The 13,719-nt window shown below is 72.0% G+C and carries 12 protein-coding genes; 8 read left to right on the top strand and 4 right to left on the bottom strand.

The genetic code is table 11. The features are described 5' to 3' along the window. Window positions 1-404: 404 nt before the first annotated feature. Window positions 405-1,505, top strand: coding sequence for a hypothetical protein (locus tag JGS22_RS12315; protein WP_211040473.1), 1,101 nt, complete (start codon window positions 405-407; stop codon window positions 1,503-1,505). Continuing rightward, entirely contained in the window at window positions 1,502-1,747 is a 246-nt protein-coding gene (locus JGS22_RS12310; RefSeq protein WP_211040472.1) for a hypothetical protein, read from the top strand. The genes JGS22_RS12315 and JGS22_RS12310 overlap by 4 nt, the downstream gene beginning before the upstream one ends. Window positions 1,748-1,819: 72 nt before the next feature. Here JGS22_RS12310 and JGS22_RS12305 read toward each other — a convergent pair whose 3' ends face one another. The 3 genes from JGS22_RS12305 to JGS22_RS12295 all read right to left on the bottom strand — a co-directional run bounded on the left by JGS22_RS12305 (window position 1,820) and on the right by JGS22_RS12295 (window position 6,418). Next, window positions 1,820-2,317 carry a hypothetical protein gene (locus JGS22_RS12305; RefSeq protein WP_211040471.1) on the bottom strand — a complete coding sequence of 166 codons (498 nt, stop codon included), beginning with the start codon at window positions 2,315-2,317 and terminating at the stop codon, window positions 1,820-1,822. 333 nt (window positions 2,318-2,650) lie between these two features. Continuing rightward, window positions 2,651-3,397, bottom strand: coding sequence for a GntR family transcriptional regulator (locus JGS22_RS12300; RefSeq protein ID WP_211040470.1), 747 nt, complete (start codon window positions 3,395-3,397; stop codon window positions 2,651-2,653). A gap of 84 nt (window positions 3,398-3,481) precedes the next feature. Continuing rightward, entirely contained in the window at window positions 3,482-6,418 is a 2,937-nt protein-coding gene (locus tag JGS22_RS12295) for an FAD-binding and (Fe-S)-binding domain-containing protein (RefSeq protein WP_211040469.1), read from the bottom strand. A 182-nt stretch (window positions 6,419-6,600) separates the two neighbouring features. Between JGS22_RS12295 and JGS22_RS12290 the strand changes: the two genes are divergently transcribed. Further along, window positions 6,601-7,701: a calcium:cation antiporter gene (locus JGS22_RS12290; RefSeq protein ID WP_211040468.1), complete on the top strand. Its 1,101-nt coding sequence runs from the start codon at window positions 6,601-6,603 to the stop codon at window positions 7,699-7,701. Window positions 7,702-8,157: 456 nt separating this feature from the next. Here JGS22_RS12290 and JGS22_RS12285 read toward each other — a convergent pair whose 3' ends face one another. Then, on the bottom strand, window positions 8,158-8,445 hold the full coding sequence (locus JGS22_RS12285) for a hypothetical protein (RefSeq protein WP_211040467.1): 288 nt from the start codon (window positions 8,443-8,445) through the stop codon (window positions 8,158-8,160). A 176-nt stretch (window positions 8,446-8,621) separates the two neighbouring features. On the opposite strand from JGS22_RS12285, the gene JGS22_RS12280 reads away from it, so the two are divergent. The 5 genes from JGS22_RS12280 to JGS22_RS12260 form a co-directional block, all read left to right on the top strand. Continuing rightward, window positions 8,622-9,068: a hypothetical protein gene (locus JGS22_RS12280; protein ID WP_211040466.1), complete on the top strand. Its 447-nt coding sequence runs from the start codon at window positions 8,622-8,624 to the stop codon at window positions 9,066-9,068. A 248-nt stretch (window positions 9,069-9,316) separates the two neighbouring features. Further along, window positions 9,317-9,742: a carboxymuconolactone decarboxylase family protein gene (locus JGS22_RS12275; RefSeq protein WP_505011423.1), complete on the top strand. Its 426-nt coding sequence runs from the start codon at window positions 9,317-9,319 to the stop codon at window positions 9,740-9,742. Between the two features lie 260 nt (window positions 9,743-10,002). Beyond that, window positions 10,003-11,691 (top strand): alpha/beta hydrolase family protein, encoded by a 1,689-nt coding sequence (locus tag JGS22_RS12270; protein ID WP_236073129.1) that lies wholly within the window; start codon window positions 10,003-10,005, stop codon window positions 11,689-11,691. A 550-nt stretch (window positions 11,692-12,241) separates the two neighbouring features. After that, window positions 12,242-13,168, top strand: coding sequence for an AurF N-oxygenase family protein (locus JGS22_RS12265; RefSeq protein ID WP_211043716.1), 927 nt, complete (start codon window positions 12,242-12,244; stop codon window positions 13,166-13,168). A gap of 210 nt (window positions 13,169-13,378) precedes the next feature. After that, window positions 13,379-13,719, top strand: a 341-nt coding sequence (locus JGS22_RS12260; protein ID WP_216814957.1) for a 4Fe-4S dicluster domain-containing protein, incomplete at its 3' end; no start/stop codon positions are given.

Raw genomic sequence — 13,719 nt, 5'->3', positions numbered from 1 at the left:
CCTCCCCAGTGACTCCCCGCGCCACCGACCCGACCCGACCGACCGGCCCGAACCCCTGTCCCGCACACCAGGGAGGCTGTGTCGTGAAGCACCCACCGGCACCCGAGCGGTGCGGGCGTGAGGGACGTGGTGGCGCGCGGGCGAAGGGGCAGCGCGCGGTCGCCGAGGCGCCCCGACCGCGAGGCACGGCTCAAGTGCACCCCGCTTGGGGCGAATTGGAGCCCGGCGCGCGCCGGGCTAAGCTTCTCGACGTGTCTCCACGAAGGCACGCACTCACAGTCCGGGAGCCGGCCCTCCCTGGATGAGGCGAAGGACTCTCCGCAGTCCGCGTGGCACATCGAACAGCAGCTGGACGCACACGACGTACTCCACCGCTGGGCCGGGCAGCGCAGAGAGGCGACGTTATGTCCAAGCGGACCGGATCCAACTCCCGGCGAGCCGCCAAGGCTCACGCATCGGCGACGGGCACGGGCTACCAGAAGGTTCTCGACTGGCAGCGCCAGGGGTTCCCCCTGATCATCCCCGCCGTTGAAGACGCTCCCGGCGTCGCGCCGTCCCGCAGCGTTCGTGCCGCCGAGGTGTGCGCGACGGCCACCGGCTGGAAGCGGGAGCGGTGCGAAGAGTGGGCAGCGCAGGGGTTCCTCACCACCGACCGACCTGTCCCCGACGGGTACGACGCCGAGCAGCGGTCCCTGGAGGCGCACGCGGCGAACGTTCTCGGCAACGAGTTGAGCGACGGCCAACTGGACGGCAAAGTCCTCGGTATCACCCGCCTGCGTCCGGCGCCCAACTGCCCGACCCTCGTCCTCCAGCCGCAGATGGCGAACGCGGTCCTCGCCGCGCTGCTCCCCCGACACGAGAGTGCCTTCGGCGGATTGAAGGGCATCCCCGGGCTGCGCATCGCCCGCCTCGGCCGCAACTCGGTGATCCTCGAACGCGTGGGTACGCGCACGCGGCGCGCACGCCTCGAACTGCGATCTCAACACACCGGCTGGCAACCGCGGTTGCCCACCGATCGGCGCACCGAGGAGGGGGAGGAGATCCGTCAGCTCTGGAACTCCGACGGCTCCCTGCTCCCGGTCGAGGAGGAGTCGCTGGACCTCTGGAACAACTGGCCCGGTTCCCGCACTCAGATTCGGGTTGACCGCGACTGGGTGCTCAGCAGGATGCTGCGCCGCAGCTGCCTGCTCAACAAGGTTGCCTCGGCTCACGGTTGGGCCAACACCTACACCCATGGTTACGACGATCTGGTGCTCGAATGGTGCTGCGGCATCGACCTCGTCGAACTGCGCGAACTCCTCGCTCAAAGCGGTCTGTTGCGTCTTCCACCCGCGCTCACCGCCGAGACGCTGTTCACTCCCGAGTTCACCGCGCTCGACGACCTCGACACGCTCCTCATCGGCTCGGGCCTCGCCTCGCTGCGACGGCGCCGCCGCCGTTGCCTGATCACCCGGGAAGTCGCGCACCAGGTGCAGGAGACGCTTCGACGGGAGTTCGCCAAGTGACGCATCAACTCGCGCTGTTGGGGCTTGCTCTTCTGCTCACCATGGCGGTCGTCCTCGACAGCGTGCTGCGGCACCGGTACAGGATGAGCGTCCTGCGAACCGTCGAGACGGCCCCGATCACCAGGCAGGGACGGGACGCCGCCGTGCTTGCGCTGGCCTCCGGGCTCGGCGCCGAGTCGACGGGCGACCCCGTCCGCCACCAGCCGCAACCGGAACTCCCGCCGGACGCACCGCCGTTGTGACGCAGCGGCGCGCCTCGCGCCCTCGCCGCCGCCAGGAGGACGTGTCGCAGCACGCTGTCCACCTCTTCGGGCTCACGGCTGCTCTTCGGGGAGGTGCACGGGTGTGGCCATGAGGAGATAACGGGCAGCCTCGGTGCAGAGGGTGAAGGTGTAGCCGACACCTCGCACCAGGGCGGACAGCGAATGCTCGTGCTCACGCTGGTCCTTCAGCCATCGAAGGGCCAACTCGGCTTCCGGCGGGTCGAGTTGGTCCGCGATTCGCTCTGCCCGGTGCCTCAGCCAGTGCACCGCGAGACGAGGAGTGGCGGCGCACCGGCTGCCCAGCGGAACGAGGCGCTGATCGCCCGGCAGGCAGGCGAGCACCTCGGAGCGGAAACGTCGCAGTCCGTACGCCTCGGCCCGCCGATCGCCGTACGGTGACGCCGGAACCCGGCCCCGACAACAGAGCCGGCTGCAACGGTCGTCGGGGCACCGCGTCAGGTCCCTCAGCGCGGCGACTGCCTCCCTGGAAGCCGACAGGCTGCGAGCCGCGGCCTGCCGCGCCCGCTCCATCTCCTCCGCCGCGCTCACGCGGCATCGGGAGAGTTCGCCGCACCGAAGCGGGCCGCGCACCGACTCGGCTGCTGCCGGGCGGTCGGCCGGAGCACGTACTTCATGGAGCCTCCCGAGAGTTGACCGTGAGTGCGCCCGGAACTGCCCTGATCCGGGACGTGTTCGCTCTCTGCGCACGGGTGCCGGGCCGCGCGGGAGGAGATGCGCCGCGCCGGTGGCCGACGGCCCGGGAACAGAGAAACGCAGTTCCCTAGGGAAATCAATCAAGTGCCGTTCGCACTGGGCCTCTTCGGGGGCCAAAAGAGCCCCGACCGACGGCCGGGGCTCCTCTGACCTGGTGGTGTGCCGTCCCTATTCGGACTGACTGTCGAGGTGGTACTCCAGAACGTAGGAGCCGGCGTCCAGCAGCATCTCGTTCAGCTCCACGGCCAGGTCGTCCGCGGTGAACGCCACGCGATGGATCTCCACCACCGGGGTCGCCTCCGGAAGGGCAAGCAGTTCGGTCTCGGCCCGGCTCGGCATCCGCGCACGCAGCTCCTCGGCGAAACGGGCCGGGGCCAGGCCCAGTTCGGCGAGCCTCGCGTAGATTCCGCCGGAGCCGGTGTCCGGCCGTGTGATCGCCGTGCCCCGAACCAGCTCCGCCGGAAGCCAGGACGTCGCGGTCTGAACGGCCTCACCGTCGACGAGGTACCGACGGCTGCGCACGACGACGGGGTCCCCCTCGCTCAGCGCGAGCGCGCGCGAGACCCTCTCCGGGGCGGGCACCTCAGCGACCTCGACATCTGCCACCCGCAGCTCGCGGTCGTCGACGTCAGCGCTCCAGATCGACCTGCCGTTGCCCCAACCCGCCTGGGACAGACGCTTGTTGGCCACCCGCCGAAGAGGACGGAAGGACCTCACATAGGTCCCGCTCCCTCGTTTGCGGACCGCCAGACCCTCGGTCACCAACAGGGTGAGCGCACGACGTGCCGTCTCCTTGGCCACTCCGTACTCGCCGACCAGCGCTGGCTCGCCGGGCAGCCGGTCGCCGGGCGACAGCTCACCAGAACCGATGCGCGCACGCAGCTCGTCCGCAATCCGCCTGGCACTGTCCGCCATCGTCGTCCTCACTTCCCTGGGGATGCTTCCCGTCCACCTTCACACACCGGCGTCAACAGGCGCATCAGAGTCGTGAACGGGCTCTCAGCCCTCCCCCTCGCCCCGGTGGCGTTCGGTTGCGTCGGCTCCCTCGGTGTCATCGGCTGCGTCCAACGGGTCGAACGGGTCGGTGGAGTCGGCGCTGTTGGCCCTGGGGTCGGTCGCGGCTTTCTCGCGGGCGGCGCGGAGGCCTTCGGCGAGGACTTCTGCCAGGTGGCGGCTGCGGAGGCCGGCGAGCTGCTGGAGCTGGGTGCGGCAGGAGTAGCCGTCCGCGAGGAGTTCGGTGCCGGGGCCGGCGGCGCGTACGGCGGGCAGCAGGGTGTCCTCGGCGCAGGCGGCGGAGACCTCGTAATGGCCCTTCTCGAAGCCGAAGTTGCCCGCCAGTCCGCAGCAGCCTGCGGACAACTGGCCGGTGAGGCCTGCGCGTTCGCGCAGTTCACGGTCGGCGCGGTCGCCGAGCACGGCGTGCTGGTGGCAGTGGTTCTGGCCGGCGACGGGCCTGTCCAGCCTCGGCGGCTGCCAGTCGGGTGCGCAGCTCTCCAGCGTCTCGGCGAACGTCCGCACCAGGCCCGCGAGTCGGGCGGCGCGCGGGTCGTCCGGCAGAAGTTCGGGCAGGTCGGTGCGGAGCGCCGCGGCGCACGGCGGCTCCAGTACGGCGACGGGCAGTCCGGCGCGGATCGCCGGCTCCATCACGTCCAGGGTGTGGGTCAACGTGGCACGAGCCAGGTCGAGTTGGCCGGTGGTGACGTACGTCAGCCCGCAGCAGACCGGTTTGGGCGGCACCGCGATCCGCAGCCCCGCGTCGTGGAAGACCTCCACCGCGGCCTCACCGGCCTCCGGGGAGAGGTGGTTGGTGAAGGTGTCCGGCCACAGCACCACCCGCTGCCCGTCGCCGTGCTCGCGACGGTCCCTGCGCCCCCGCCACCGGCGGACGAAGGAGCGCGGGGCGACTTCGGGGATGTCGCGTTCCGGTGCGATGCCGCCCAGCCGTTTGGCGACGGCGGCGAGCGGGGTGCGGGCGAGCAGGTTGAGCAGCGGTGCGGCGCGCAGGACGTCGGTCAGCCGCAGCCAGAGCGGAAGCCGGCCCATCGCGTAGTGCGCGGCCGGGCGTACGCGTCCGCGGTAGCGCTGGTGCAGGAACTCGGCCTTGTAGGTGGCCATGTCGACACCGACCGGACAGTCGCTGCGGCAGCCCTTGCAGGACAGGCAGAGGTCGAGGGCCTCGTCCACCTCGTCGGACTGCCAGCCGTCCTTGACGACGTCGCCGGCGAGCATCTCGTGCAGCAGCCGGGCCCGGCCACGGGTGGAGTGCTGCTCCTCGCCGGTGACCCGGAAGGAGGGACACATCACGTTGGCGCCCGCGCTGGTGTTGCGGCATTTGGCGACACCCACGCAGCGGCGCACGGCGGCCGAGAAGTCGCCGCCGTCGTGCGGGTAGGCGAAGACGGTCTCGGGCGGTGTACGGGGCAGGACCTCGAAGCGGAGGTTCTCGTCCAGCCGGTGCGGGCGGGCGAGGATGCCCGGGTTGAGCATGTTCGCCGGGTCCCACAGGTCCTTGAACTCGCCGAAGACGCGCACGAGTTCGGGCCCGTACATGGTGGGCAGCAGCTCGGCGCGGGCCTGCCCGTCGCCGTGCTCGCCGGAGAGCGAACCGCCGTGCGCCACCACCGTCTTCGCCAGCTCCGTGCTGAACTCCCGGAAGACCGCGATGCCTTGATCGTTCATCAGGTCGAAGTCGATCCGCACATGGATGCAGCCGTCGCCGAAGTGGCCGTACGGCAGTCCGCGCAGCCCGTACTCGGTCAGCAGGGCGCGGAAGTCCCGCAGATACGCGCCGAGTCGGGCGGGCGGGACCGCGCAGTCCTCCCAACCGGGCCACGCCTCGCTGCCGTCCGCCAGCCGGGTGCCGGTGCCGGACGCGTCCTCGCGGATGCGCCACAGCGCGCGCTGGGCGGCGGGTTCGACGATCAGCGCGTGGTCGGTCGTGCCGTCCGAGGCCGCGGCGGTGCACAGCTGCTCGGCGGCGGACCGCGCGGCGGCCTCGTCGGAGCCGCCCACCTCGACGAAGAGCCAGGCGCCGCCGCGCGGCAGCGAGGCGCGGGCGGAGGGGCCGACCAGGTCGTTCGCCATGCCCTCGACGGTCAGCGGCCCGTGCGTCAGCAGCGCCGACGCCGCCTCGGCCGCGGCGGTCTCGTCCGGGTAGCCGAGCACCGCGAGCACCCGGGCGGCCGGGGTCTGCACCAGGGTGACCCGGGCCTCGGTGAGCAGGGCGAGAGTGCCCTCGCTTCCGCAGTGGGCGCGCGCCCAGTTCTCGCCGTTCTCGGGCAGCAGGGCGTCGAGCGCGTAGCCGGAGATACGGCGCGGCAGCTCCGGGAACCCGGTGCGCAGCCGCGCGAGTTCGCGCGCCACCAGCGCGGTGACCGGCTCGCGCAGCGCGGCGGGCACGCCCTCGCCGCCGGGTGCGAGGCGGGCGGGGGTGCCGTCGGCGGTGAGGACGTCGAGGTGCTGGACGTTGTCGGCGGTGGTGCCCCAGGCGACGGAGTGCGCTCCGCAGGAGTTGTTGCCGATCATCCCGCCGAGGGTGCAGCGGCTGTGGGTGGAGGGGTCGGGCCCGAAGGTGAGGCCGTGGACGGAGGCCGCGTCGCGCAGAGTGTCGAGGATGACGCCGGGCTGGACGACGGCCGAGCCGGCGTGCGGGTCCAGGGAGAGGATGCGGTTCATGTACCGGGTGAAATCCAGTACGACGCCGGTCCCTGTCGCCTGCCCGGCGATGCTGGTGCCCGCACCGCGCGCCACGATCGGGGTGTCGTGCGCACGGCAGACGGCCAGCGCCGCGGCCACGTCATCCGCGTCCCTGGGCGCGACCACACCGACGGGGACGCGACGGTAGTTGGAGGCGTCCATCGTCATCAGGGCGCGACTCGCGGCATCGAACTCCACGTCGCCGCGCACGTTCTTCCGTAGCTCCGCTGCGAGATCCATCTCCACAGCGTGCACCCTCGCCACCGGGCGCACGCGGTATCCGGCGTCGCGCGTGTGACCACGTCCCGGAGCTACCGCTCGGTAACCCCGTTGACAGATGCCCGACCTCCGGACGAAATCGGCCAACCGGCAAAATATGCGGTTGGTGCATCGGCCAGCTGTGACTGCGAGGGAATGAGTTCATGACCGCACGGATCAAGGGAGGCCAGGCAGCGACAGTCGTCGTACCGCTGCTCGCCGCCGTAATGCTCGTCCTCACCTGGGGGCGTGACCTGCCCGGAGTCATGGTCGGCATCGCGGGCGTCGTGCTCGCCGGTGCCGTGTTGGCGGCCGTGCACCACGCCGAGGTCGTCGCCCACAAGGTCGGGGAGCCATACGGTGCGCTGGTGCTCGCCGTCGCGGTGACGATCATCGAGGTGGCACTCATCGTCACACTGATGATGGACGGCGGGGAGAAGAGCGCCACGCTCGCCCGTGACACGGTCTTCGCGGCCGTGATGATCACCCTGAACGGCATCGTCGGCCTGTGCCTGCTGCTCGGCGCACTGCGCCACCGGGTCGCGGTCTTCAACCCCGAGGGCACCGGAGCCGCGTTCGCCACCGTCGCCACGCTCGCCGGGCTGAGCCTGGTGCTGCCGACCTTCACCGAGGGCTCGCCCGGCCCGGCCTTCACCACCGGCCAGCTGGTCTTCGCGGCCGTCGCCTCACTCGCCCTGTACGGCTTGTTCATCGCCACCCAGACCTCCAGGCACCGCGACTACTTCCTGCCCGTCACACCCGAGGGCGAGGTCATCTCCTCCGAGGACGAGCACGCAGAACCGCCGAGCTCCAAGGTCGCCTGGCGATCCGTCGGCCTGCTGCTGGTCTCACTGATCGCCGTCGTCGGCCTCGCCAAGGCGGTCTCGCCGGCCATCGAGTCCGGGGTCTCCGCCGCGGGCCTGGACGCGTCCGTGGTGGGCATCATCATCGCCCTGCTGGTCCTGCTGCCCGAGTCGATCGCCGCGGCCCGGGCCGCGCGCCGGGACCGGGTGCAGACCAGCCTCAACCTGGGCCTCGGCTCCGCGATGGCGAGCATCGGTCTGACGATCCCGGCCGTCACCATCGCCTCGATCTGGATGGACGGCCCGCTCCACCTGGGCCTGGGCGGCGTCCACATGGTGCTGCTGGCGCTGACCTTCGTCGTCGGCATCCTGACCGTCATCCCCGGGCGCTCGACCCCGCTCCAGGGCGGCGTCCACCTCTCGCTGCTCGCCGCGTACATCGCGCTGGCCGTCAGCCCCTGACCATCGGCGGATCGCGGCGCAGACGGCGCGACCGCCGGTCGCGACCCGCCGGCCGGTCGCGACCCGCCGGCCGGTCGCGGTCTTCCGGCCTACTCGCGCAAGCCGGCCGCAACGAGACCGAGCCCCGCCGTCCCGTGACCCCCGACAGGACAGCGGGGCTCAGTCGTACCCCGCCGGCGTCCCCCTGCGCCGACGGGCTCACCCGGCACCCCCGTACCGGGTGGCGTACGTCCGCGGTGGCCGCGGCGTACGTCCTGCACCGCGCGAGCGCGCCCCGGAGTGGGCCGCGCCCGTACGCGGTCGTGCTGGGCCGGGCGAGCGGTGCGCCTGCCCGGGCGGGCCTGCTCCGCCGCTCGTCCGGCGTGCGGTGGTCGGTGCGCGGCGGCCGGCGTGCGGTGGCCAGTGCGCGGCGGCCGGCGTGCGGTGGCCAGTGCGCGCGGTGGTCGGTGCGCGGGATCAGATCGGCTTGGGGCACTTCCCCAGGGCCGCGTTCAGCTTGGCGGCCTCCGCCTTCTTCTTCGCGGCCTCGGCCTTGCGGCCCATCTTCCAGAGCTTGTCGGCCTCGACCTGGAGCGCGGCGATCTTCGTCTTCGTCTTCGCCTTGTCCTTGCAGACGGAAGCGGACCGGAACTCCGCGGTGTCGGACGCGTACGCGGTGGAAGCAGCCGCCGCGGCGGGCGCGGCGAACACGACCCCTCCGGCGAGCGCGGCGGTCAGCAGCAGTGCGGATGTGCGACGGCGCACGGTTTCCCCCTGAACTTCGTTTCCCTGAGGCGTAATTGAGACCGCGTCAGTTTCTGCGGCGGGTTCCCTCCCCAACTGCTGCCCAAGACGTCCCCCGGGTCCCGGCCGGTTGCAACAGCGGCGTAACGACAGGTACCAGCGTTAGCACACAGGGGAGTTGACTTTCACCGTCCGTCATGAACGAGGGCGTTCCGTCACCCCGACAGCAGCTCGGCGGTGTGCAGGAAGCTCCGGCCCCACTCCTCCTCGCCCAGCGCGAGGAGATACAGACCGGTGGAGACACGTTCCGTGTACGCCCACTCCCAGATGGCGTCGGCCTCGACCCCGGTGGCCGCGGCAGCCGCGGCGCAGTGGGAGCGCGCCGCGGGCTCGGCAGGATCCTCGGCAGACAGCGGGCGCTGCGACGGGAGAGCTGGGCGGTCGAGCGGCTGGACCTGTGCGTCGAGCGGCTGCGGGAGCCGGAGTTCCACGAGCAGCTGTGGACCGACGGGCTCACCGTGCCGATGGTCGCGGAGCGCCTCGCCGCTGCGGCAGGGCTGGAGCCGGCCCCCGACACCGCGAGCCCGGTGCGCGGATCGCTGCGGCGCGGCTGGACGAGCCTCAAGCACATCCGCCGGCTCTGACCGGCTCGGCCCCGCCGCCGCGCCCGTACCCCGCCGTGCCCGATCCCGTACCCCCGTACGGTCGCGGGCCGTGCGCCGCCGGGGCCCTGTGCCGCGCCCGAACGGGGGATTCGTCGCGCGGCCGAGGGGTCGTGTCACATTTCGCCGGGCGGATCGGTCCTAGTGGTGAACACCTTCGGCAACCGAGCGAGGAGCACCCCATGGAACCGCGTATGAACCTGATGTCCCAGCCCAAGGCACTCAAGGCGATGGGCCACCTCGCCGCGGTGCACAAGGAGGTCGTCGACGCCGCGCTGTCCGCGACGACCGCGGAGCTGGTCAACATCCGCGCCAGCCAGATCAACGGCTGCGGCTTCTGCACCGATATGCACACCAAGGAGGCGACGGCCCGCGGCGAGACGGACGTACGGCTCCACCTCGTCGCGGCCTGGCGCGACGCCACCGTCTTCACCGAGGCCGAGCGCGCCGCACTGGAGCTGACCGAGGAGGCCACCCGTATCGCCGACGCGGCGGGCGGCGTTTCGGACGAGGTCTGGGCGAACGCCTCGAAGCACTACGACGAGCAGCAACTGCTGGCGCTGGTCACGCAGATCGCACTGATCAACGCCTACAACCGGCTCAATGTGGCCACCCGCAACACCGGGGGCAACTACACGGCCGGCCAGTTCGGCTGACCGCCCCGAGGCCGTAGCGCCACTGCCTCCGGACGGAACGCCCCACTCGGCGGCGGGCCGCGCGCCCGGCTCCCGAGCGGGGCGGCTCGCTGCGGGGCGGTACGGCGGCGCCCGGTGGTCCGCCGCGGCGCCGCGGCGGACCAACCAACCACAACCACAACTCTGTCTTAAGAATGAACCCACCCTGTGGCCCCAGTCACACGCGCTTCCTAGCATCGGCCTCCGCCGGAGGGACACGGCGCCGAGCGAAGGAGCACACCATGGGCCGCAGACCCAGCAGCACACCGAGCAGACCGGACGGCGCCGCGGCACCGGACGAGGCGGCAGCCGGCGGCGCGCGGCGTTACGAACGCCCCGGCGTCCGTCGTCCGCGCGGCCCCGCCGCTCGGCTCGCGGCCCGCGCCGGCCTCCCCTCGGTGAGCAGCCGCCGGCGGCGTACGGCGTGGGCGGCGGTGCTGACCGGGACGGTGGCGGCCTCGCTGCTGGCCGCCCCGTCGTTCTCCTCCGCGACGCCCGCGGCACCCTCCGGCGTCTCGTCCGACAGCGCGCCCGGCGGCTCGTCCGGCGGCTCGTCCACCGGCGGAAGCAGCGCCGAGGCGGCCGACTGCCCGGACGGCCTCAAGGCCGCGGCCACCTGCTACGCCGGACGGGACCACAACGGCGCGTACTACACCGTGGCGATCCCGGACGAGTGGAACCGTTCGCTCGTCGTCCACGCCCACGGCGGCCCCGGCCTCGGCGACGGTTCGGACCCCGAACGCAGCGTCGGGGACCTGGAGCGCTGGTCGGTGATGGTCGAGGAGGGGTACGCCTGGGTCGGCTCCTCCTACCGGCGCGGTGGCTACGGCACCAGAATGGCGGCGGCGGACACCGAGAACGTGCGGCGGGCGTTCGTCGCACAGTTCGGCGAACCGCGCCGGACCTATCTGCACGGCCAGTCCTGGGGCGGAAACGTGGCCGCCAAGATCCTTGAGACGTACGGCAGTTCACGGTCGGCCGACGCGGCTCCGGGAACGAGGGGCGTGAGGTCCGGGCCGTACGACGGGGCGCTGATGACCAACGGGCTGCTGGCCGGCGGCTCGCGCGGCTACGACTTCCGCGTCGACCTGCGGGCCGTTTACCAGTTCTACTGCCAGAACCTCCCGCGCCCCTCGGAGCCGCAGTATCCGGTGTGGCAGGGGCTCCCGGCCGACTCGGACCTGACCACGGGCGAGGTGAACGCGCGGCTCCAGGAGTGCACCGGCCACTCCTCGCCGCCCGCCGAACGCACCGCCGAACAGCAACGGAAGCTGACGGACATCCTCGCGGTCACCGGGGTACCGGAACATGAACTCGCGTCCCACCTCCGCTTCTCCGTCTTCACCTTCCGCGATGTCGTCCACAACCGGCTGGACGGGCGAAACCCCTTCAGCAACAAGGGAGTTCGCTACTCGGGTTCCCGCGACGACGCCGCACTGAACGCGGGCGTCGAGCGCTTCTCCGCGGACCGGAGCGCCGCCCGCGACCTCGCCTGGGACAGCGACCTCACCGGCCGGGTGGACGTCCCGGTGCTCACCCTCCACGCCATCGACGACCCCACCGTCTACGTGGAGAACGAGTCCGCCTACCGGGCGACCCTGCGCGCCGCACACCGCGGCCACCGTCTGGTGCAGAGCTTCACCCGCGAGAGCGAGCACAGCGGACTGAGTACGGCCGAGTACGCCAACTCCGTCGCGGCGCTGGACAGTTGGGTGCGCGAGGGCCGCCGGCCCACACCCCGCTCGCTCGCCGCCTCCTGCGCGCGCTTCGACGAGGAGTACGGAACCGGCTGCTTCCACGATCCGACCTACCGCCCCGCTCCGTACTCCTCGCGGGTCAACGCCCGCCCGGGCGGCCACCGTTGGCCGGCGATGACCTCGGCCCAGGAGCGCCGATGGTCCAAGATCGAAGGCATCGGCATCGCCCCCTGACCCGCAGAGCCCACCGGGCGGGCCCGCGCCGCGCGGGCCCGCCCGGTGGGCTCTGCGGGTCAGGGGGCGATGCCGATGCCTTCGATCTTGGACCATCGGCGCTCCTGGGCCGAGGTCATCGCCGGCCAACGGTGGCCGCCCGGGCGGGCGTTGACCCGCGAGGAGTACGGAACCGGCTGCTTCCACGATCCGACCTACCGCCCCGCTCCGTACTCCTCGTCGAAGCGCGCGCAGGAGGCGGGGCGCGGCGGCGTGTCCGCCCGTGACGGACGGCCGCACCGCACGGGCGGCACGGGGCCGGTTCGGGCTGCATGGATTCTTCACAGCATGAGGGTGGGCGCCGCCGGGTACCTTGTTATACATTCCGTCTAACAAGCGATCGGTCGACCGTCGCCCGCCCACCGGACGGCGGCCAACGGTTCCCGTCCGGAGCGGCCCTCAGGCGCGCGGCAGCAAGCGCCACCACCGCCGACGGCGCGAGAACCCACCGGAGACAGACCGACTCCCCACAGACTCGAGGAAGTTCAGGCAACTCGACGAGGAGCCCCGCATGGCAGGCATCGACATACGGCCGGACACGCACGGCGAGCCCGCGCGCGGCGAGAGCCGCGAGCAGATCTCGCAACGACTGCTGGAGTCCTCGGAGATGCTGTCCTACGACCCCGTCACCGAGGTCGACTGGCAGACCCCGCTGGACAAGGATTTCCACGGTGCGAGCCCGGAGTGGAGCACGCTCTACGGCACCGCCTACTGGGACGAGCTCACCGAGGCCCAGCGCAAGGAGCTGACCCGCCAGGAGGCGGCGTCGGTGGCCAGCACGGGCATCTGGTTCGAGATGATCCTCCAGCAGATGATCCTGCGGGACCTCTACGCGAAGGACCCCACCGACGCCCGGTTCCAGTGGGCGCTGACGGAGATCGCCGACGAGTGCCGGCACTCGATCATGTTCGCCCGCGGCGCCGCGAAGCTGGGGGCACCGGCGTACCGCCCGCGTCGCGCCGCGATCGAACTGGGCCGCGGGTTCAAGACGTTGGCGGTCGGCGAGGCCGCCTACGCGGCGATCCTGGTGGCCGAGGAAGTGCTCGACGTGATGCAGCGCGACTGGATGCGCGACGAGCGGGTGGTGCCGTTCGTGCGCACCATCAACAACATCCACGTCGTCGAGGAGTCCCGGCACATGAAGTTCGCCAGGGACGAGACGCTGCGGCAGATGCGTCGCGCCGGCCCGGTCCGCAGGCGGTTCAGTGCGCTGGTGATCTCGATCGCCGCGTACGTGATCGTCACCAGCATGGTGAGCCGCGACGTGTACCGGCACGCCGGGCTGGACGAGAAGCGGGCGCGCGCCGAGGCGGCGGCCAACGAGCACCACAAGTCGATGATGCGCTCCAGCTGCGCGGGCCTGATGGAGTTCCTGGCCTCGGCCGGACTGCTGACCAAGCCGGCGCTGGTGTTCTACAAGCGGGCCCACCTCATCTGAGCCGTCCCGCCCCCTGCCCGCCGCCCGGCAGCCCGGGCCGGCCCGCGGCGGACACCCACCGTCCGCGTACCGGAACGCCCGCACCATCTCCCCTCGCGTGCTCGTACGCGCCCCGCGGCCGGCGCCGCCCCACGCACCCGCGACCCGACGACGCGCACCCCCGACGAGCCCGAACGCATCCGGCCGGGCCTGACACAGAGACGTTGAATCATGGCCTACGCGATCACCCAGACCTGCTGCCAGGACGCCACCTGTGTCGCGGTGTGCCCGGTCAACTGCATCCACCCCACCCCCGAGGAGCGGGCGTTCGGCAGCACCGAGATGCTGCACATCGACCCCCGGGCCTGCATCGACTGCGGTGCCTGTGCGGACGCCTGCCCGGTGGACGCGATCCTCCCGGTACCGGCGCTGCCCAGCAGCCAGCGCGAGTACGCGGCCCTGAACGCGGCCTACTACGAGCCGAGTTCGACCGCCCCGGCACCCGCGCCCGCACCGAACGCCGCCACACCCACCACCACGGAAGCCACCGCCGAAACCACCGAGCCCGCACC

This window comes from Streptomyces tardus (assembly GCF_018101125.2).
Lineage (GTDB): Bacteria > Actinomycetota > Actinomycetes > Streptomycetales > Streptomycetaceae > Streptomyces > Streptomyces tardus.
Note: the sequence above shows the minus strand (reverse complement) of the source record. Positions and strands in the feature narration are given on the sequence as shown.

Bases quoted from the DNA above. Each gene is read 5' to 3' on its own strand.
- JGS22_RS12295 (WP_211040469.1), bottom strand. From the start codon at position 6,418: ATGGATCTCGCAGCGGAGCTACGGAAGAACGTGCGCGGCGACGTGGAG.
- JGS22_RS12315 (WP_211040473.1), top strand. From the start codon at position 405: ATGTCCAAGCGGACCGGATCCAACTCCCGGCGAGCCGCCAAGGCTCAC.
- JGS22_RS12290 (WP_211040468.1), top strand. From the start codon at position 6,601: ATGACCGCACGGATCAAGGGAGGCCAGGCAGCGACAGTCGTCGTACCG.
- JGS22_RS12300 (WP_211040470.1), bottom strand. From the start codon at position 3,397: ATGGCGGACAGTGCCAGGCGGATTGCGGACGAGCTGCGTGCGCGCATC.
- JGS22_RS12280 (WP_211040466.1), top strand. From the start codon at position 8,622: ATGAACGAGGGCGTTCCGTCACCCCGACAGCAGCTCGGCGGTGTGCAG.
- JGS22_RS12270 (WP_236073129.1), top strand. From the start codon at position 10,003: ATGGGCCGCAGACCCAGCAGCACACCGAGCAGACCGGACGGCGCCGCG.
- JGS22_RS12265 (WP_211043716.1), top strand. From the start codon at position 12,242: ATGGCAGGCATCGACATACGGCCGGACACGCACGGCGAGCCCGCGCGC.
- JGS22_RS12275 (WP_505011423.1), top strand. From the start codon at position 9,317: ATGGGCCACCTCGCCGCGGTGCACAAGGAGGTCGTCGACGCCGCGCTG.